The following is a 19,914-nucleotide window of genomic DNA, read 5'->3' on the forward strand; positions in this document are numbered from 1 at the left end:
TTTATTAAAATATGGGACCATGTTTATTAATTGCGCCTTCCGCTACTTCTACTACTGGATGACGATGATCTTGAAGAAGAACTGCTGGAACTTCTTACGTTGCCACTGGAGCTGTTGGAACTGCTAGAGCTTCTGTAGGTGCCACTCGATGATCTGGAAGGCGTACTACTTCTATAGGTTCCACTTGAAGACCTTGTTGGGCTGGAACTTCTGTAGGTTCCACTGGAAGACCTTGACGTTGAGCTGCCGGAACTTCTATAAGTGGAAGTTCTGGGAGCTGTGCCCTTATAGGTTCCGCTAGAGTTATTGCTCCTGTAGGTCTGGTTGCTTCTAGAGCTGCTATTGTAATTTGGTACCGCCCTTGTGCTTCTGCTGGTACGGTATGATCTGTTTCTTTCCAAAGCATCTACCCCAACATTACTACGGGATGTAGTTCCAGTTCTATTGATATTGCTACGCGTAGTGGTGCTTCTATATCTACTGGAGCTGGATCGATTTGCGTTGCTTATATTTGATCTTCCGCTTAGGGCAGTGCTTCTTAGGTTGGAATTTGAATTGTAAATGCCTCTCCTGCTAGCGCTGTAAGCGTAATTTCTATTGTAGTAATTGTTGCCGAACCTGCTTCGGGAATAGTAATATGGGTAGTGTCGATATGGGGAATAGAAGTAAGGATTGTAGTAACCGCCCCATCCGTAGCCTCCCCAGCCCCAGTTGTTCCAGCCATAGCCTCCCCAACCCCAGTTGTTCCAACCATATCCGTATCCGAAACGGTTCCATCTCCAAGGGTTGTAATATCCGTAATAACCGCCATAGAAGCCTCCATAAAAGCCACCATATCCCCATGCGAATGGAGAACCTCCCCAACCCCAATCGTCATAGATGTTGATACTCACATTGGTGGCATTATCCCCCCATGATCCGTATCCATTGTAGTCGTTATTGGCGCCATTATAGCCTAGGTCTTGGCTATACCCAAGGCTGTCGGTTTCCGTATCACTATAGTAACCATCCACATCTGTGAATACCTCGCTATCCAGAATTTCACCATATTCATCGGCCTTTTGACCAAAATAATCCGCATAGGCATTTTGTTTTGGTGCTGGCTGTTGGGTTCTTGACCGTTGCTCGGTTACCCGAACTTGTTCCGTATTATTGGAATAGATGCCATCATTATCGTAATATGAAGCCTGCTGGTAAGACCCGCAAGACGCCAATACTATGCTAAGGAGTACAACGGTTGCTGCTATATGTATTCTTCGGTGGGGTAGAGAATGTATCATCGCTGTAATTTTAATTGTTGAACAATGTAAAAATAGTTAGTTTTGCCGAACTATTTCATTTAAATATAAGGTCGCAAGTTTTGTGCCAAACTTACTGGTATGGGTAAAAATTTAACGAAAAGAGCAGAGGATTATTCCAAATGGTATAATGAACTTGTTGTAAAAGCGGATTTGGCTGAAAATTCGGGAGTTAGGGGCTGTATGGTTATTAAACCGTATGGTTATGCTATTTGGGAAAAAATGCAGGCTCAGCTGGATATTATGTTCAAGGAAACGGGACATGAGAATGCCTATTTTCCATTGTTTATACCTAAGTCCTACTTGAGCAAGGAGGCCAGTCATGTGGAAGGTTTTGCCAAGGAATGTGCGGTAGTGACCCATTATAGGCTTAAAAATGCAGAGGATGGTAGTGGTATTATAGTGGATCCCGAAGCCAAGCTGGAAGAAGAGCTTATTGTTAGGCCTACCTCCGAAACAATAATTTGGGATACCTATAGAAGATGGATACAGTCTTATCGCGATTTGCCACTTCTTATTAACCAATGGGCCAATGTGGTGCGTTGGGAGATGCGTACCCGACTCTTCTTAAGAACAGCGGAATTCTTATGGCAAGAGGGGCATACCGCACATGCCACTGAAAAGGAAGCTATTGCTGAAGCCGAACAGATGATGAACGTATATGCCGAGTTTGTAGAAAATTACATGGCAGTACCTGTTATAAAAGGTACCAAAACGGCCAGCGAGCGTTTCGCCGGGGCATTGGAGACCTACTGTATAGAGGCCCTAATGCAGGATGGTAAGGCCTTGCAGGCCGGTACATCGCATTTCTTGGGACAAAATTTTGCAAAAGCTTTTGATGTAAAGTTTGCTACCAAGGAAGGGGTGCAGGAATATGTATGGGCAACCTCTTGGGGTGTTTCCACACGTTTGATGGGGGCATTGATCATGACCCATAGCGACGATAACGGACTGGTACTACCTCCTAAATTGGCTCCGATACAAGTAGTGATAGTGCCTATTTATAAAGGTGAAGATCAATTGGATGCCATTTCAGAAAGAGTGGCTCCTCTTGTAAAGGAATTGAGATCCAAAGGAATCTCTGTGAAATATGATGATAGGGATACCCATAAGCCAGGATTTAAATTCAATGAATACGAGCTGAAAGGGGTGCCTGTTCGTTTGGCAATTGGCCAACGGGATATGGATAATGGCACTTTTGAGGTGGCAAGAAGGGATACTTTTGAAAAAGAAACGGTAAAGGCCGATGAGGTTGTGGCCAAAATTGAATTTTTGATGAAGGATATTCAGGCAAATATTCATAATAAGGCCTTGGAACATAGGAGAACACATATCACCGAGGTAAATTCCTATGAAGAATTTAAAGAAGTGTTGGAAGGTAAAGGAGGATTTATATCGGCACATTGGGATGGTACTTCGGAAACGGAAGAATTGGTGAAAGAGCAAACAAAAGCTACTATTCGCTGTATTCCTATCGATGCCAAAGAAGAGGCCGGAGTCTGTATGGTGACTGGAAAACCATCCTCGAGAAGAGTACTTTTTGCTAAGGCATATTAAAAGATTTTAAAAAATTTTATTTAGGTCTTGCGATAGTAAAAAATAATTGTATTTTTGCATCCGCAATTATGCGATTTGATGGTCCGTTCGTCTAGGGGTTAGGACGCCAGGTTTTCATCCTGGTAACAGGGGTTCGATTCCCCTACGGACTACTAAGATTATTTTGAAATTTTGGGGTATTGATTTTGATTCAACAATTAGGTCAGTACTTGCAACCAAAAAATGGTCCGTTCGTCTAGGGGTTAGGACGCCAGGTTTTCATCCTGGTAACAGGGGTTCGATTCCCCTACGGACTACACAGTATGTTTAGGGGTTTATCCCAATAAAAAAATTAATTAAATAGAAAATGGCAAATCATAAGTCAGCATTAAAGAGGATTAGAAGGAACGAAGCGGTAAGGTTACGTAATAGGTACCAGCATAAAACAACCCGTAACGCTATCAGAAGATTGCGTACAGAGGAGGATAAGAAAGCTGCTGAGACTTTGTTGCCAAGCGTAGTAAGTATGATCGATAGATTGGCTAAGCGCAATATCATCCATTCCAACAAAGCTGCAAACTTAAAGAGCAAGTTGACCAAGCAAGTAGCTGCACTATAAGTTTTATAACATACTTAGAGGAACGCCCTTCGCAAGAATGGGCGTTTTTTTGTTTTTGCTATTGGCCATAGTAATCAGAATATCTATTTAGGTTAAGATATATCATGAAATTATCAAGAAACCGTAAGGTTGCAGATATGCTTCGGAAAACCGTAGGTAATTCAACGGAATCATATTATATTCGGAATTCATTTTTGTTTAATCCGAACTTAGTGAAACTGAAAAATGATGGGAACAATACGCTTAACACAAAAACTAGGGTTTATTTTATTTGTAATTTTTATAGGTTGTAAATCACAACAGGAAAAAGTACCTCATAGTCACTCCCATGAAACTGGGCATTCCCATTCCCATTCGCATAGCCATTATCCGGAACATGATTCCATAACGGCCCATAAACTAATGTATCCATCACAGATCCCGGACAGGGTGATTGCCAATTTAACTACGGATCCAGCTAATAGTATGGCCGTGAATTGGAGAACAGATCAACAGGTGGAAGCTGGATTTGTCGAAATTGCCATAGCGACCGATGGACCGGAGTTTTTATTGAAAGACGTTAGACGAGTGGAGGCCAAGAGTGAAATTTTTCAAAATCAGAACAGAAAGGAGCCTCTTGTAAAGGCGGTATACCATTCGGCGGTAGTGAATAATCTACAGCCAAAAACTACCTATGTCTATAGGGTAGGTAACGGAAAGGAAGGCAACGATGGTTGGAGCGAATGGTTTCAATATACCACGGCCAGTGACATTTCGGGAGAACCTTTTAGCTTTATTTATTTTGGGGATGCCCAAAACAATGTGAAGTCGCTATGGTCTAGGGTAATACGAAATTCTTATAGAAAATTTCCAGAAGTTAATTTTATGTTACACGCTGGAGATCTTATCAATGACAGGGATGCCAATCTGGAATGGGGCGAATGGTTTTATGCAGGTAGCTTTATTCATGCCACGGTGCCAAGTGTTATGACACCAGGTAATCATGAATACAGGGATGGTGTATTAACCTCTTTATGGAAACCACAATTTACTTTGCCCGAAAATGGACCAATTGAGGAATTAAAAGAAACGTGTTTTACAATTGATTATCAAGACATGAAATTGATTTCCATCGATAGCGAAGGTTATGATGAAAGTTTGGAAGCCCGTTCGGCACAGATAAAATGGCTAGATTCCGTATTGCAATCAAATACTAAAAAATGGATCACCATTTTTACGCATTATCCGGTTTATTCTACCAAAGAAGGGCGAGACAATTGGGAGCTGAGGGAAGGTATAAAACCTTTGATAGATAAATATAAAGTGGATTTGGTTTTGCAGGGGCATGACCATACCTATGCCAGAGGTTATGCGGATAATGAAGGTAAAGGCTTAACAGTGTTGGATGATGCGGGTACTGTTTATGCGGTTTCAGTAAGTGGCCCTAAAATGTACGAATCCCAAGACCAGGATTGGATGGTGCGAAGGGGAGAGTATACCCAATTGTTTCAAATAATTACCGTTACCAATGATACCATTAAATATGAGGCATATACCCCTATAGGAAACCTCTATGATGCCTTCGACCTTATTAAAAAGGATGGTAAAAAACAGCTTATCAATAGAGTGCCGGACAGTCCCATCCGATTAAAAAAGGACTTTGAAGGAGAAGACAAATAGGAAGTTCTATTTACATTGTTGCCCAATTGGGTCATAATAAATGGACTTTTTATTGATACAGACCTAGATTAATTGGTAATTAATTTCATCGCTGTCTGCGATAATTTGTCGGAGTAACGCCTTTAATTTCTTTAAATTTCCTGTTGAAGTTGGCTATGGTTCCAAAACCACATTGTTCTGCTATTAGGGAAATGGAAAGGTCAGGGTTGCTATTGATAAGTTTACAGGCATTTTCAATTCTTATTTCGATCAAAAATTGAAAAAATGTTTTGTTGGTTCGTTTTTTAAAATAGCGGCAAAAGGAATTCTTGTTCATATGGGCCTTATCCGCAATTTCCTCCAAAGTAATAGGTTCGTAAAATTTTTCCATGGCATATTCAAACACATCGTTCATGCGTTTTCCCTCATCGTCCGTATATCTCTTTTTATAGACAAAGGAAGACAGGGGAGCTGTTTTTGCATTACTTATCAAACTTATTATTTTTAGAAGCGTAGCTACCCTTTCAATCTTATTCTGATGGGGTAATTTATTGAATTGTTTTGCGATTTTCCGTTTTTTGGAAAGCACCTTCAATCCGTATTCCGAACCTTTAAAAAATTGCTTGGTTTCCGCCATATCGGTCACCTCAAAAAATTGTTTTCCAAAAGAGTCTTTTTTAAAAAATAAGGAGCACATGATAGATTCATCACTTTTGTTGGAATCACTCTTAAAGACGTGGGGTACATATTCGCCAATTACTAAAATGTCGTTTTCCTTGTATTCGTTTATGGTGTCTGCTACAATAAAAGATCCAGACCCTTTTACGATAAGGCTTATTTGTATTTCCTGATGTTGGTGAAGTTGGCCGTAAAATATCCTCTCGCGATCTTCTTGGTAGATGAGCGCTTCGTTTTTTGGTTTGGGTATTTTAAATGGTAGTACTTTCAAGACTTGTTTTTGCAAATATTAGGCAAAAATATATTATTATACAGTTTTTGGGGTAATATAGTGTAATAATATGCTATTCTGGAATACTTACAGTTCTTTAAAAGCTTAAGTAAATTGAAATAGATACACTCTGAGGTAAGACAAAAAAGGGAGATTAGGTTTTTTGAATTGCTTCATTGTGACTTTTTTTTGTTGAATTATTCGTAACCACGACAGGATTACCTGTGGCGTTCCTTTGCGCTCCGTTTTGCAAATAAGAAACCCCGCAGCTATCGCCGCTAGTTCTTTGTTTTACTCCAAAACCTCAAACTGCGTTTGGCTTTTTCCTTAAAAAAAAGAACCACGCCTAAAAAGACGTGGTTTTATGCTTGTGGTGACCTCGACAGGATTACCTGTGGTTTTCCTTTGCGTTCCGTTTTGCAAATAAGAACCCCCGCAGCTAACGCCGCTAGTTCTTTGTTTTACTCCAAAACCTCAAACTACGTTTGGTTTTTTCCGCAAAAAAAAGAACCACGCCTAAAAGACGTGGTTTCTTGCTTGTTGTGACCTCGACAGGAGTACCTGCGGTTTTCCTTTGCGCTCCGTTTTGCAAATAAGAACCCCCGCAGCTATCGCCGCTAGTTCTTTGTTTTACTCCAAAACCTCAAACTACGTTTGGTTTTTTCCGCAAAAAAAAGAACCACGCCTAAAAGTCGTGGTTTCTTGCTTGTTGTGACCTCGACAGGATTCAAACCTGTAACCTTCTGAGCCGTAATCAGATGCGCTATTCAGTTGCGCCACGAGGCCATTATAAAAATTCATTTTTCCCGTTTAACGGGCTGCAAATATATTTCTTTTTAAATTTACCACAAAATTACAGCAACCAAAATAAATGGATTTAAAGAAATATGTTCGGGATATCCCGGATTTCCCGGAAGAAGGAATCTCTTTTAAAGATATAACTCCCTTGTTGCAAGACGCTAACGCCTTGGCGAGCGCGGCCGATGCCCTTTTTGAACTGATCAAAAATAAAAAGGTAGATAAAGTGGTGGGCATGGAGAGTCGTGGATTTTTCTTTGCACCCCTATTGGCAACCCGTCTTAAAGCCGGCTTTGTCCCGGTAAGAAAGCGTGGAAAATTACCGCATCAAATAATTAGTGAACCCTATGCCTTGGAATATGGTACGGATGTACTGGAAATTCACGTGGATAGTATATTGAAAGGAGAGAAAGTACTTATACATGATGATGTCCTGGCTACCGGAGGGACAGCAAAAGCGGTTTGTAAACTTATAGAAAAGTTGGGTGGAGAGGTTATACAGTGCAACTTTTTATTGGAACTTAAATTTTTAAAGGGCAGGGACAAATTATCCGGTTATGCTGTAGAGGCTCTTATACAATATTAGTCCAAGGCATTGGTGGTTACCAGGTAGCGCCAACCTATAATTGCCATTTGCATTTTTGTGGCCTTGGAAAGGTCTAGTTGTTTTTTTGAATAGGAGGGCAATACCAACTTGTTCAATTTTGCCAAAAGTTTAAAGAAAGCTTTTTTCATCCGATACAATTATTTTTTGGGTTAACTCCAAAAGTTAATGGCCTGTGTTTATAGTGCTACAAATATAGGGACTATGTGGTATAAAAGGGATATGGTTATGCAGTGGTGCTAAAAAAGCACTTTGAAATGGAGGGCATCATCGATAAAGTGCGTTATGCACCATAAGATATTCCCCAAATATTGTGAGTTTTAGAATAAAACGTATTTTTGCGCAAAATTATAGAGTAATGAGCACAAACAGAACTTTTACCATGATTAAGCCCGATGCCGTTGAGAATGGACATATCGGTGGAATTTTGGATAAAATTACTTCGGCCGGATTCAAAATCGTGGCAATGAAATATACGCAATTGAGCAGAAGGGATGCGCAGGCGTTTTATGCAATACATAAGGAGCGTCCTTTTTTTGGGGAATTGGTCGATTTTATGACCAGAGGACCTATTGTATCTGCTATCCTTGAGAAGGATAATGCGGTGGAAGATTTTCGTGCCTTGATCGGGGCAACAAACCCTGCTGATGCTGCAGAAGGGACTATAAGAAAATTGTTCGCTACATCAATAGCGGAGAATGCGGTACATGGTTCTGATAGTGATGAAAATGCTGCCATTGAGGGTGCCTTTCATTTTGCTGGAAGGGAAATCTTTTAAGGATATTATACATGTAGAACAAAAAAACCACGCCCTTGGGCGTGGTTTTTTTGTTCTATTATAAAGGAAGCTTATCTAAGAACAATTTTTGTGATTAGATCCTTGCCCAATTCCTCGTTCAATAATTTTATGATCTTGGATTTGCCCAAGCTTAACTCCTCTCTTAGTACGGATGAAGAAAGCGAAACAAAAAGGGTGTCGTTCCGTAATTCTATGGCGGTGGTATAGTTGTTAACACCATTGCCCATGAGATTTATCCAAGCTTCACGTGCATTAACGCGGTCCATTCCTTTTTGTAATTTATTTTCAGAAATAAATTCCTTTAAGGCTTCACCAAGCCGAAGGTTGTCGTTTTTTCTCTTAGCCATTTTTACTCAATATTAATGGGTTGAAATCTTTTGTAGTGGTATTTTATGTTTTCCTCACTTAGAACTGTAAAATTATTCTCCGATAGATTCACAATTTTTTCATACCATTCACTTAACTCTGTTTTATAGTTTAAGGTAAAAACACCGTCTTTCTCATAAATAGTAAACAATTCTGCATCATTGGAAGTAATGTAGGTGCCGCTTAAATTTGGCTGTACCTTTTTTCGATATCCCTTTAAGTCGTTTATTTCAATGTAGTCTATACTGGTATTCACCACATATTCCTTCTCTGAACCGTCTGGAAAAGTAACTTTTTCTATTTCCCAGTAGCCGTTCAAATAGGGTAAATCCAATTTGTCCACCTTATTTTTACAGCCAACCAGGCCAATTAAGGCAAATAAAATATAAACATATCGCATACTACAACTTAAATATTTTATAGGATTGATGTATTTTTTTTACAACTTCCTCGGTTCTGTCGGCATGGGTATCACTGAGGAATATTTGACCAAAATTTTCTTCATCTACCAAATTAATGATATGGGCTACCCGGTTTTCGTCCAATTTGTCAAAAATATCATCTAAAAGTAACAAGGGGGTAGTTCCCGCCTGTTTTTTTATAAAATAGAATTGTGCCAGTTTTAGGGCGATCAGGAATGATTTCTGCTGCCCCTGACTCCCAAATTTTTTTATAGGGTGACCATCTATGTCAAAGTTCAGGTCGTCTTTATGCGTGCCCACACTGGTGTATTGGAGGGCCCTATCCTTTTCTAGATTCCGCTCCAATAAAGTTAAGAGTTCGTCATCCAATAATTTACTATCATATGTTAAATTTACGGGTTCTTTTCCACCAGAAATGGCGAGATACTGTTCCTTGAATATAGGGATGAACTCTTCCAAGAATTCGGACCTTTTATGGAAAATTATACTTCCGTATTCCTGTAGTTGCTCATTATAGATGGCCAGGGTGGTTTTGTCAAAAGTCTGGTTAACGGCAAAATACTTTAGAAGGGAATTTCTCTGACTAAGGGTTTTGTTGTATTTGATGAGACTGTGTAGGTATTCCTTGTCAGATTGGCTAATTACGCCATCCATAAACTTGCGTCTGGTTTCACTGCCTTCAATGATGAGATCGCGGTCTGCCGGAGAAATAATGACCAAGGGTAAAAAACCAATATGGTCGGAGAATTTGTCATAAGCCTTTCCATTGCGTTTGATGATTTTTTTCATCCCTTTTTTTAGGCTGCAGAGTATCCTTTCTTCCCTGTCATTTTTTTGAAATTCCCCATCTATCACAAAAAAATCCTCGTCATGCTTTATATTTTGGGTGGCCACAGGATTAAAGTAACTTTTTCCAAAGGAAAGATGGTAAATGGCATCCAAAACATTGGTTTTGCCTACCCCGTTGTCGCCCACAAAACAATTTATTTTGGCATCGAATTCGAAATTTTCGGACGCAAAGTTTTTATAATTAATAAGTGATAATTTCTTTAGAAACATTCTGGCTTGTAAAATATTTATTTTTTAATCCTCCCGGAAACTATAAAATATCCAAAAATAACGAATAAATACCCGTTCGGTTTTGGATAAAAACTTTATTTTTGCGCGATTAATAAAATTCAAAAATGGCAACATACAAGAAAAGAGGTTTTAAACCTAAAAATAAAGAGGAGGAGATTTTGTTGGATGAGCAGGAAAGTACAACTGCAGAAGTATTTAGTTCGCTGGATGAAGGTGCTTCCAGATCGGAGGAATGGGTTTCCAGAAATCAAAATTATATTCTTGGTGTCATTGGGGTGATAGCCGTGGCCGTTTTGGGCTATTTGGCATATTTCCAGTTTGTGGAGAAGCCAAAGGAAGCAAGTGCTGCCAATGAAATGTTATATCCACAGCAATATTTTGACCAAGCTTTATCGGCTACCGCCGAAAAGGATTCCCTCTTTACCCTGGCCTTGAACGGGGCAGAAGGTAAGTATGGGTTTTTGGATATTATAGAAGAGTACAACGGTACTCCTGCTGCCAATTTAGCCAAATATTCTGCCGGCATGGCATTTCTGAACATGCAGAAGTACGATGAGGCCGTCAAGTATTTGGAAGGATTTTCTTCAGATGATATGATCTTGGGTGCCTTGGCCAAAGGAGGATTGGGAGATGCTTTCTTGCAATTGAACCAACCAGGCGATGCATTGGGGTACTACGAACAGGCCTTTGCCCATAGTGCCAACGATTTTACTACGCCAAAATTCTTATACAAAGCGGGTGTTACTGCATTGGAATTAAAAGAAAATAGCAAGGCTCTTAAATACTTCCAAAGAATAAAGGATGAGTATCCAAGCTCTGAAGAGGCTAGGACAATAGATGCTTTTATAGGTAAGGCAAAAAACAACTAGTATGGCTACGGCTAATAAAAATTTATCGGCTTACGATAAAACAACAATCCCAAATGCGAAGGATCTTCGGTTTGGGATTGTTGTTTCAGAGTGGAACGAGGCAATTACGGAAGGACTTTATGAAGGTGCAATGGAGGCACTTTTGGATTGTGGCGCCAAGGAGGAAAATATTATTCGATGGAACGTTCCAGGAAGTTTTGAGCTGCCTTTTGGGGCCAAGAAAATGATCGAAACCAAGCCGGTGGACGCGGTAATTGCTATTGGAAGCGTAATTCAGGGGGAGACTAAGCATTTCGATTTTGTTTGTAGTGCTACCGCCCAAGGAATAATGGATTTGAACGTAAGGACTAAGGTGCCTGTTATTTTTTGTGTTCTAACGGACAACAATATGCAGCAGGCTATAGATAGAAGTGGAGGTAAACATGGCAATAAAGGCGCCGAGGCGGCTATAGCGGCCATAAAGATGGCTAGTCTAGGCTAGCGCTCTTACAATTCTCTTTATTGCGCTTGTTGTTTATGACGAAAAATAGGCGTCTTTCCTATAATTGTTAACATTTTTTAGCAAGGGATTTAAGGCATGTTTTTTGTTTTTGAGTAACTTTGAAACAATAAGCATTATGGGAAAGTTTTCGAAATTACGTAAAAATAAAAAGTTCAATTATACACCTCGTTATTACGATGATAAAGGTGAGGGTAGTCCGTACAAAATAGAACATAAACTGGACAAATTCAGACCTACTATGGATGGTCGTAGCGGGCTTAAAGGCAAGTTCGGTAGGGCTATGGACGATTTAAAACGATCCGGAAGCCGAAATCAAAAAATTAGAACCCTTATAATAATTGCCATCCTGATTCTTATTTTTCTTTACATCATAGATTTCGATCTATCTATCTTTACAACTCGATAATGGCAGATATTATAAAGCTTTTGCCAGACCATGTTGCCAATCAAATTGCCGCAGGGGAAGTAGTTCAACGTCCTGCCTCGGTAGTGAAGGAGCTTATGGAAAATGCTATCGATGCTGGAGCTTCTACCATAAAATTAGTGGTAAAGGACGGTGGAAAGACACTTATTCAGGTAATTGATGATGGTGTGGGAATGAGCGTTACCGATGCCCGACTAAGTTTTGAGCGGCACGCAACATCCAAGATTCAAAAGGCGGAGGATTTGTTTCAGTTGAATACCAAAGGTTTTAGGGGAGAGGCCTTGGCCTCCATTGCTGCTATTGCCCATGTGGAAATGCAAACAAGGACAGCTGAGGATGAGGTGGCCACGCATATAAAGATTGAGGGCAGTAAGATTATATCGCAAGAAGTGACCGTGGCCCCAAAGGGGACATCCATGATGGTGAAGAATTTGTTTTTTAATATTCCTGCCAGACGAAATTTCCTAAAATCCAACAATGTGGAACTTCGTCATATTATGGATGAATTTCATAGAGTGGCCCTGGCCCATTCATCGATCAATTTCCATTTTTATAACAACGGTAGTGAATTGTTCAACCTGCCTACTTCCAACAGTAGACAGCGAATAGTGAATATTTTTGGTGCCAAGACCAACGAAAAGTTGGTTCCGGTAAACGAGGATACCCAAGTAGTACAGATTAGCGGCTATATAAGTAAGCCGGAATATGCCAAGAAGAGTAGGGGAGAGCAATTCTTTTTTGTAAACAACAGGTTTATAAAAAGCCCTTACCTGCATCACGCTATTTTGGGAGCTTTTGATGGACTTATAAAAAAGGAAAACCATCCAGGTTATTTCCTATATTTAACTGTGGACCCTGGTTCTATCGATATCAATATCCATCCCACTAAAACGGAAATTAAATTTGATGACGAGCATACCCTTTATGCCATCTTAAGGTCTACCGTGAAACATAGTTTGGGACAATTCAATGTAATCCCGTCCTTGGATTTTGAGCAGGACCAAAATCTGGAAACTCCATATAACTACAAGGATAAAACGGCAGAATTGCCCAGAATTAACGTAGATTCCAGTTTTAATCCTTTTAAGGAAAGCTCAGGAAGCGGAAACGCACCGAGGCCGAACTATCATAAGCAGAATACAAAAAGTTGGGATAGCCTCTATGTAGGTATGGAATCCAATTTAGGGAAGAATTCAGGGTTTAGTAGTGTAAGCTTTGAATCCGATACTATTACAGGTTCTATTTTTGAGAATAAAAAAGAGCTTATAGACACCGGTACCACCACTTTTCAATTAAGGAGGAAATACGTTGTGACCACGATAAAATCCGGTATGGTGGTCATAGATCAAAGTAGGGCCCATCAACGGGTGCTCTACGAAAAGTTTTTGAAGAACATCACCATCAAGGAGGCAGTTAGCCAACAATTGTTATTTCCCTTATCTTTGACATTTTCCAAATCCGATTGTGCTATTATCGAGGAAATCCAAGATAGCTTAACCACGGTAGGTTTTGTTTTTGATAATATCAGTGAAGAAGAGGTGACGGTTACAGGGGTACCCTTGTCCGTCCCCGAAAGTGAGGTAGGTATTATACTAGATCAATTGATATCGGATTATCAGCAGGATTTTGTGGTCGATGGCTTTTCGCAGACCGATATACTGGCAAAAACCTTGGCCAAATCCTTATCGGTTAAAACAGGGGAGATATTGGACAGTGATTCCCAATTGGCCTTGGTAAACGATCTGTTTGCCTGTAAGGAATCTGGGGTAAGTCCTTTTAATAAGCCAATATACGTCACCATTACCGAGGACGATATTGATAAAAAATTTATATAAATGGGTAGGATTACGGACGCAGTAAAGCATTTGATAATTATAAATGTGTTGTTTTTTGTGGCAACTCAATTATATGGCGATCAAATGTACCAATGGTTTTCCCTTTGGTTTCCGAAAAATGAAAATTTTGGATTTTGGCAGGTTATATCCCATATGTTTATGCATGGTGGGTTTATGCATATTTTGTTCAATATGTATGCGTTATGGGCCTTTGGTTCCCCGCTGGAACGCATGTGGGGAAGAAATAAATTTTTCTTCTTTTATTTCTCGGCCGGAATTGGGGCCGCCCTGATCCATACAGGCGTAAATTACTATTACTTTAATCAGGGGATGGATGCATTGATAAATGCTGGAATTCCAAGAGAACAGATAATGGAAATTATTACTGGCGGCAAATACAGTCCCAGCTGGTACGATGTGGCCTCCAAGAGTACCATAGATAATTTTTTGGGTGCCTTTAATACTCCTGCAGTAGGTGCCTCCGGTGCCATATACGGTGTTTTGGTGGCCTTTGGCATGTCTTACCCCAACAGTGAACTTTTCTTAATGTTTATTCCAGTGCCCGTAAAGGCCAAGTACTTTATCCCGGTACTAATTGGACTTGATCTGTTCTCAGGGGTAACGGGCTATTCAATTTTTGGTAATGGAATAGCGCATTTTGCCCATGTGGGCGGGGCGCTGTTCGGGTTCATTATGATGTGGTATTGGAAAAAAAATCAGTTTAACAACAATCGCTGGGACAGATAATGGGCAATCAGAACATAAGATATTATTACAATAGATTAAATATTGCGGAAAGGCTTATAGTCATTAATGTAGCGATATTTATTCTAAGTGGCCTGCTAAAGATATTGTTTGGTATTTCAGGAGGCAGTATTATTGGTTGGTTTGAACTACCAAAGGACTTTTTTCATTTTCTTACCCAGCCATGGTCTATTGTTACTTACTCCTTTTTCCATTCCGGGTTCGGCCATATCTTTTGGAACATGTTTATGCTGTATTTTGCAGGAAGGATTTTTTTGAACCTTTTTGATAATCGCAGGTTTCTCAATGTGTATTTTTTAGGGGTAATTCTTGGTGGGATGATATTCTTATTGAGCTATAATATATTCCCTGCCCTATTAGGCATAAATACATCCTTGATCGGTGCCTCGGCGGGGGTTACGGCAGTATTGATATTTGTTTGTTCCTATTTACCCAATCAGGAGGTGCGGATTATATTTTTTAATGTAAAACTTTGGCATATTGGGGTCTTTGTAGTGCTATTGGATCTTATTCAAATATCAATGGGTGGTAATGTAGGAGGCCGTTTGGCCCATTTGGGGGGTGCCGGATTAGGATATTTTTATGCACGCCAGCTTATTAATGGCAACGATATTGGTAGTGGTTTTGCGAAGTTATTGGACGCCATTGCCAATTTGTTTAAGCGTAGTGAACGAAAAGCGCCCCTAAAAACGGTTTATAGGAAAGAGAACCGTGGAAGTGCAAGTACGGAGAATTATGATAAAGAAAGTCGGCAGCGTAAAATAGACGCCATTTTGGATAAGATTAGCAAGTCTGGTTATGAAAGCCTTTCCAAGGCTGAAAAGGATTTTTTATTTAAGGCGGGAAAAGAATAGAGCGTGAAGAACCTTAATTTTATTGATAAATTTCTATTTTTCATAAATGCGATCTTTGCACTTCTATTGTTTATTTCTTGTTTTGTGCCACAAATTTCAGTGACACATTTTGCTTATTTTTCCATTCTTAGCCTTATGGTACCTGTTCTGGTACTTTTCAATTTACTTTTTTTGACCTACTGGCTGTCTAAAAGAAAGAGACAATTATTGCTATCCGCCTTTGTATTGGTACTTGGTTATTTCAGTTTGGGGAATTTTTTCAGGTTTCAATTGGCCGAAGAGGAGATCAAGGAAAAGGATCTGAGTATTATGAGCTACAATGTTAGGGGGTTCAATAAGTACGATTTGCTCAATGATCCTTCGGCCGAAGGGCGTATCATGGATTTTATTTCCTCGGAAGACCCTGATATATTGTGTATTCAGGAGTTTAGCCGAATCAAGGATAGGCAGCTTAAGAAGATGTATCCCTTTAAATATATTACGGGTTATAAATCAAGTGAAAGGAGATCCATTCAAGCCATTTATTCTAAATTCGATATAATCAACAGTGGATCTTTGGATTTTCCCGATAGTGGAAATAATGCCATTTTTGCCGATATCGTTGTCAATAAGGACACCTTTAGGCTGTATAACCTTCATCTGGAGTCGCATAGAGTCTCTCCCAGCGTAAGTCGATTATCAAATGAGCCCAAGGGCAGGTTGTTGAAAAGATTGAGCAAATCCTTTGCTAAACAGGGAGAGCAGGCGCAATTGGTAGAGAAACATATGGAAGACACGCCCTTAAGGAAAATTGTATGTGGAGATTTTAACAATACCCAATTTTCCAATGTATATAAAGTGATCAAAGGGGATATGAATGATTCCTTTACCGAGCAGGGAACAGGTTATGGCCGGACCTTTAATTTTAGATATTATCCGGTTAGAATAGATTTTATTTTGGCCGATGAAGCTTTTGAAATTACGGCCCATAAAAATTTCGACATAAAATTATCGGATCATTTCCCGGTAATGGCATCGATTAAAATGGACTCCAATTAGTTTGTTTTTTGAATAAGGTGATTCCCAACATTTTAACCCTAAGTTTCCTTTCTGGTATTGGGGCTTGCCATTGATCCGGACGTCAATCAATAACCCATTAAAATACTTTCTTGGCAGTTTGTGCCTCAGAGGTAACCCCAGGAGGTAATTCTATTATTTTAAAATTTTTAAACTGGATTTCTGCACCTTCAGACTCTAGGCATAAGTATCCTTTTTTGATGGATGACTTGCTTATGCCATTGACAAATTTTCCATTTACAGAGAGTTTTATGGTTCCATCCACACATACCACTTTGTAACTGTTCCATTCTCCCTTGCCGAGTGCCCTATTTTCAATGGATTTACTTCTAGTACCCCTAGGGTTGTCCGGGAGGGTATTTACCCCGCCCACCCCAAAAAGTTCGCCGTGCACGTATGCTATTGGGGGCTTTACACCATCACGAATATTTTGGTTTACCCAATCCAGTTCCAGCATTTGTACTTCCACGCCTCCAGGTAAGCGATCTTTTTCGCCCGGTATGGCATCGCTCCATACAAATACCCCCGAATTACCGCCTGCTTCCATATGGCGCCACTCTACTAGCATAATAAAGTTCTCAAATTGTTTTTCGGAGCGCATAACGCCTATGGGAAGACCAGAGCAAACTAGGATATCCTTTTCTTTTCGCCATGTTTCCGGATCTGTATTTACATTGATCCATTTAATGGGTTTCTCCTTGCCCTTATCGTTGTTGGCCAATTGTTCCAAAGTAATTTCGGTACCAAAGCTTAATGGTTTGCTCTGGGCCAGGGTATTAAGACATGTTCCCAAGGAACATAACAGAAAAAGGTTTGTAAATATCTTCATTTGTACGCGTGTATGGGTTATGAATGGATGTATGTCCATGACTTAAGATGCTAATTTGATGGGTTGTAGCATCTTGATTAGGTCTGTGTAAATTATATAAATTTGGTCTTACCGGGAACTGCTACAGGTTGTGTGGGCCATTTTAAATCCCAATGATATTCATCCACTTTGGGACCTAGGCTTTCTTGGGAATTAAAGGCCTGTTCCCAACTTATGGTTTGACCGGTATAGCCAACCATGCGCGCCCATATGGCCAACATGGTACTAGTGGCCATCCATTCGCCATTGTTGATCGGGTTTCCATTTCTGATGGAAGCAAAAAGTTCATCATGCTCTGTCTGGAACATATTGTTTCTTTCACCTTCATAGGTCCATTTGTTCTTTCCCGTTATTTCATATCTACGACCAATATGTACTATGGCACTTCCCTCACTGCCAAAAACTTCAACACTATTTTTGTGCGAAGTATCGCTTTGTTGCCTAGTAAAATGATACCCTTTAGCACCGTTTTCGTATTCAAACTCCACGGCAAAGTGATCGAATATATTGCCGTATTTTTTGTCTACCCTAACCTGTCGGCCACCGGTGCCAGTGGCACTTATGGGCATTTTGTCTCCCATTACCCACGACATCATATCCAAACTGTGAACGGCCTGTTCCACAACAAAATCGCCAGACAACCAATTGTAATAATACCAGTTGCGCATATTGTAGGTCATATCGGTCCAATCTGGTTGGCGTTCCTTGTACCAAGCTTCCCCTCCATGACGGAAAGTGGTAACGGTTCTGATATCTCCAACGGCTCCATCCAAAACACGACCATATATGGCCCTATTGGGATAGTCATACCTAAAACAGAATCCAGATACCAAGGAGAGGTTTTTTTCTTTGGCTATTTTTGCTGCAGCCAGCACTTTGTGCACTCCGGGAGCATCTACTGCCACTGGTTTTTCACAGAAAACATGCTTTCCGGCATTTACTGCAGCGGTAAGATGGTCTGGCCTAAAAGCCGGAGGTGTCGTTAATAAGACTACATCCACACCAGATTCAATTACCTTTAGATAGGCATCGAAACCAATGAACTTGTTTTTGTTTTCTACCTTTATTTTGTCGCCGGCGATCTTTAAAAGCGCGGAATATGCTTCCTCCAGTCTATCTTCAAAAACATCGCCCATGGCATATAGGATTACATTGGGATCGGCTTCCAGGGCTTGGGCGGCAGCCCCGGTGCCCCGTCCTCCACAACCTATAAGGCCCACCTTTAGGGGGGAGTCCTTATATGCAGGTGTTGCACCAAAGGAAATAGCAGGATAGGTCAGCGACCCACCAATAATAGCTATACCCGACTTTTTTATAAAATCCCTTCTTCCTGGGGTAGGTGAATGATTAGATGTATGGTCTTTCATTTTATAGTTGTCAATTAGATTTACCGTTAATAAATATAATACACAAAATAGCAATAATTTTTTTAAGTCCTTAAAAAGGACTTTCCCTAGATTTTTTAAATGACCAGTTGGATGTTATTGAAAAGCTAATATAAGGATGGTCCTAGAGTTAATTAGCGATAAATGGTATAGGTGTCTTGTTTAACGTAAAATACCGGGAATGGGAGGGTAAATGGGCAGAAACAACTTTACATTAAATAACAGTCTACCGTGTCTGCCAAGATGTGTATTAGAAAGGCGATTCCGAAAATTCTGGTTTTTGTAAAAAATAGCAATAGGAAATAGCCGCCTATGGCCCAATATTTATGTAAGGGATGAAAGTTTATGCTACAACGATTTGGGTCAAAAATAGGATCTGCCCATAGATGATCCAAATCCAAAATAATTCCTGCCAAGAGGATCAAGATTATTTTTAGTCGGTGTTCTTTAAAAAAAACTAGACCAATAATAATTGGAAGAATAAAATGAATGCCATAATGCATACAAAACCTAAGCATTTGTTAGGTTTATGTTTAAGTTTTTTAGATAGTTCAAGGTGTTGGTGCCTTCATTGAACAAAAGGTCTAAAATACTTAGATTGGGAATAAAATCGTTTCTGTCCTCGAATACCTGTACATACTCCGGCTGTTGAAATTGAAAATTTGCTTTGGAATTTATTAATATCCTTCCATCAATTTTGTCGGTAACATCAACCTCAAAGACTTCAGTCCTGTCCTGGGGCATTTTAATTTGCAGACATTCACATACGGTCTCGATAGTTTTCAAATTAAAATCCATTAAGGAATGGAAGTTATTGTGGTACAATGGTGCAATGTCATCTTCATAGAATTCAAAGAAGGGAGAGGTTCTATAAGCAGTTTCCAAGGTTCGCCAATGTTGTCTTTGCCAAGGGTAATCATTGTCAATTTTCATATCACTATAACGTTGTTTTCCCTTTCTGTTCCCAACATGTTTTATGGGAATATTGAGCATGTGCTTTCCTAGATCCGTGCAGATATAGCACCTATTGCGATAGGTCTGTTTTTGAAAATTGTCCATTACTTCCCAACAAATGTCATTTTGGACAATAGCGGCAAAATTGGCGATATTGGGAAAATAACCTGGATGAAGCAAAAGAGTCATGGTTCCTAGAATTGATCAATGTAAAAATTGCTTAATGTATCAATGGGGTATATGAAAAGTTCTTATGGAACAATTGGCACATTTAATTATTGATGAATTACTTT

Annotated in this window: 22 protein-coding genes and 3 tRNA genes; 14 read left to right on the forward strand and 11 right to left on the reverse strand. The window is 39.8% G+C overall.

From position 1 onward, the window contains the following. Positions 1–26 precede the first annotated feature (26 nt). A complete protein-coding gene (locus tag BUA60_RS22860; RefSeq protein WP_143153188.1) occupies positions 27–1,280 on the reverse strand; it encodes a hypothetical protein in 1,254 nt (417 codons plus the stop codon). 99 nt (positions 1,281–1,379) lie between these two features. Between BUA60_RS22860 and proS the strand changes: the two genes are divergently transcribed. The 5 genes from proS to BUA60_RS12560 all read left to right on the forward strand — a co-directional run bounded on the left by proS (position 1,380) and on the right by BUA60_RS12560 (position 5,112). After that, positions 1,380–2,855, forward strand: coding sequence for a proline--tRNA ligase (gene proS / locus BUA60_RS12540; RefSeq protein WP_072862182.1), 1,476 nt, complete (start codon positions 1,380–1,382; stop codon positions 2,853–2,855). Positions 2,856–2,935: 80 nt separating this feature from the next. Beyond that, positions 2,936–3,007 (forward strand) — tRNA-Glu (locus BUA60_RS12545). Positions 3,008–3,079: 72 nt separating this feature from the next. Then, positions 3,080–3,151, forward strand: a tRNA-Glu gene (locus BUA60_RS12550). Positions 3,152–3,201: 50 nt separating this feature from the next. Continuing rightward, complete coding sequence (gene rpsT / locus BUA60_RS12555) at positions 3,202–3,453, forward strand: 30S ribosomal protein S20 (RefSeq protein ID WP_031442787.1); 252 nt, start codon at positions 3,202–3,204, stop codon at positions 3,451–3,453. A 225-nt stretch (positions 3,454–3,678) separates the two neighbouring features. Continuing rightward, positions 3,679–5,112: a purple acid phosphatase family protein gene (locus BUA60_RS12560; protein ID WP_084532597.1), complete on the forward strand. Its 1,434-nt coding sequence runs from the start codon at positions 3,679–3,681 to the stop codon at positions 5,110–5,112. Positions 5,113–5,197: 85 nt separating this feature from the next. Here BUA60_RS12560 and BUA60_RS12565 read toward each other — a convergent pair whose 3' ends face one another. Both BUA60_RS12565 and BUA60_RS12575 read right to left on the reverse strand, forming a co-directional pair. Further along, the gene (locus BUA60_RS12565) at positions 5,198–6,040 is read right to left on the reverse strand and encodes an AraC family transcriptional regulator (protein WP_072862184.1); all 843 of its coding nucleotides are present in this window, start codon (positions 6,038–6,040) and stop codon (positions 5,198–5,200) included. Between the two features lie 712 nt (positions 6,041–6,752). Next, positions 6,753–6,826 (reverse strand) — tRNA-Arg (locus tag BUA60_RS12575). Positions 6,827–6,911: 85 nt separating this feature from the next. On the opposite strand from BUA60_RS12575, the gene BUA60_RS12580 reads away from it, so the two are divergent. Then, complete coding sequence (locus tag BUA60_RS12580) at positions 6,912–7,424, forward strand: adenine phosphoribosyltransferase (RefSeq protein ID WP_072862186.1); 513 nt, start codon at positions 6,912–6,914, stop codon at positions 7,422–7,424. Here BUA60_RS12580 and BUA60_RS12585 read toward each other — a convergent pair. Next, positions 7,421–7,573 carry an SsrA-binding protein gene (locus BUA60_RS12585; RefSeq protein WP_072862188.1) on the reverse strand — a complete coding sequence of 51 codons (153 nt, stop codon included), beginning with the start codon at positions 7,571–7,573 and terminating at the stop codon, positions 7,421–7,423. The two genes, BUA60_RS12580 and BUA60_RS12585, sit on opposite strands and share 4 nt — an antisense overlap. A 227-nt stretch (positions 7,574–7,800) precedes the next feature. On the opposite strand from BUA60_RS12585, the gene BUA60_RS12590 reads away from it, so the two are divergent. Beyond that, positions 7,801–8,220 carry a nucleoside-diphosphate kinase gene (locus BUA60_RS12590; protein WP_031442810.1) on the forward strand — a complete coding sequence of 140 codons (420 nt, stop codon included), beginning with the start codon at positions 7,801–7,803 and terminating at the stop codon, positions 8,218–8,220. Positions 8,221–8,291: 71 nt separating this feature from the next. Here the strand turns inward: BUA60_RS12590 and BUA60_RS12595 are convergent, their stop codons facing one another. The 3 genes from BUA60_RS12595 to recF are packed head-to-tail and all read right to left on the reverse strand — an operon-like array spanning position 8,292 to position 10,088. Further along, positions 8,292–8,588: a DciA family protein gene (locus tag BUA60_RS12595; protein ID WP_072862190.1), complete on the reverse strand. Its 297-nt coding sequence runs from the start codon at positions 8,586–8,588 to the stop codon at positions 8,292–8,294. A 2-nt stretch (positions 8,589–8,590) separates the two neighbouring features. Further along, positions 8,591–9,007 carry a lipocalin family protein gene (locus BUA60_RS12600; RefSeq protein WP_072862192.1) on the reverse strand — a complete coding sequence of 139 codons (417 nt, stop codon included), beginning with the start codon at positions 9,005–9,007 and terminating at the stop codon, positions 8,591–8,593. Between the two features lies 1 nt (position 9,008). After that, positions 9,009–10,088 (reverse strand): DNA replication/repair protein RecF, encoded by a 1,080-nt coding sequence (recF, locus tag BUA60_RS12605; RefSeq protein WP_072862194.1) that lies wholly within the window; start codon positions 10,086–10,088, stop codon positions 9,009–9,011. A gap of 125 nt (positions 10,089–10,213) precedes the next feature. Between recF and BUA60_RS12610 the strand changes: the two genes are divergently transcribed. From BUA60_RS12610 to BUA60_RS12640, 7 genes are all read left to right on the forward strand, one after another. Beyond that, on the forward strand, positions 10,214–10,978 hold the full coding sequence (locus BUA60_RS12610; RefSeq protein WP_072862195.1) for a tetratricopeptide repeat protein: 765 nt from the start codon (positions 10,214–10,216) through the stop codon (positions 10,976–10,978). A 1-nt stretch (position 10,979) separates the two neighbouring features. Beyond that, on the forward strand, positions 10,980–11,459 hold the full coding sequence (gene ribH, locus BUA60_RS12615; RefSeq protein ID WP_072862197.1) for a 6,7-dimethyl-8-ribityllumazine synthase: 480 nt from the start codon (positions 10,980–10,982) through the stop codon (positions 11,457–11,459). Positions 11,460–11,595: 136 nt separating this feature from the next. Then, positions 11,596–11,886 (forward strand): riboflavin synthase subunit beta, encoded by a 291-nt coding sequence (locus BUA60_RS12620; RefSeq protein ID WP_072862199.1) that lies wholly within the window; start codon positions 11,596–11,598, stop codon positions 11,884–11,886. Continuing rightward, entirely contained in the window at positions 11,886–13,739 is a 1,854-nt protein-coding gene (gene mutL / locus BUA60_RS12625) for a DNA mismatch repair endonuclease MutL (RefSeq protein ID WP_072862201.1), read from the forward strand. The genes BUA60_RS12620 and mutL overlap by 1 nt, the downstream gene beginning before the upstream one ends. Continuing rightward, positions 13,740–14,486, forward strand: a complete 747-nt coding sequence (locus tag BUA60_RS12630; protein WP_072862203.1) for a rhomboid family intramembrane serine protease — start codon at positions 13,740–13,742, stop codon at positions 14,484–14,486. Beyond that, the gene (locus BUA60_RS12635; RefSeq protein ID WP_072862204.1) at positions 14,486–15,358 is read left to right on the forward strand and encodes a rhomboid family intramembrane serine protease; all 873 of its coding nucleotides are present in this window, start codon (positions 14,486–14,488) and stop codon (positions 15,356–15,358) included. Before BUA60_RS12630 ends, BUA60_RS12635 begins: the two co-directional genes overlap by 1 nt. Before the next feature lie 84 nt (positions 15,359–15,442). Continuing rightward, on the forward strand, positions 15,443–16,396 hold the full coding sequence (locus tag BUA60_RS12640; protein ID WP_245802546.1) for an endonuclease/exonuclease/phosphatase family protein: 954 nt from the start codon (positions 15,443–15,445) through the stop codon (positions 16,394–16,396). Between the two features lie 97 nt (positions 16,397–16,493). Here the strand turns inward: BUA60_RS12640 and BUA60_RS12645 are convergent, their stop codons facing one another. From BUA60_RS12645 to BUA60_RS12660, 4 genes are all read right to left on the reverse strand, one after another. Further along, complete coding sequence (locus tag BUA60_RS12645) at positions 16,494–17,243, reverse strand: 3-keto-disaccharide hydrolase (protein WP_084532606.1); 750 nt, start codon at positions 17,241–17,243, stop codon at positions 16,494–16,496. A 92-nt stretch (positions 17,244–17,335) separates the two neighbouring features. Next, complete coding sequence (locus BUA60_RS12650; protein ID WP_072862208.1) at positions 17,336–18,649, reverse strand: Gfo/Idh/MocA family protein; 1,314 nt, start codon at positions 18,647–18,649, stop codon at positions 17,336–17,338. Between the two features lie 227 nt (positions 18,650–18,876). After that, a complete protein-coding gene (locus tag BUA60_RS23295) occupies positions 18,877–19,185 on the reverse strand; it encodes a DUF6122 family protein (protein WP_072862209.1) in 309 nt (102 codons plus the stop codon). Further along, entirely contained in the window at positions 19,178–19,810 is a 633-nt protein-coding gene (locus tag BUA60_RS12660) for a WbqC family protein (protein ID WP_072862211.1), read from the reverse strand. The genes BUA60_RS23295 and BUA60_RS12660 overlap by 8 nt, the downstream gene beginning before the upstream one ends. Positions 19,811–19,914: the final 104 nt, after the last annotated feature.

The organism is Arenibacter palladensis (assembly GCF_900129275.1).
Lineage (GTDB): Bacteria > Bacteroidota > Bacteroidia > Flavobacteriales > Flavobacteriaceae > Arenibacter > Arenibacter palladensis.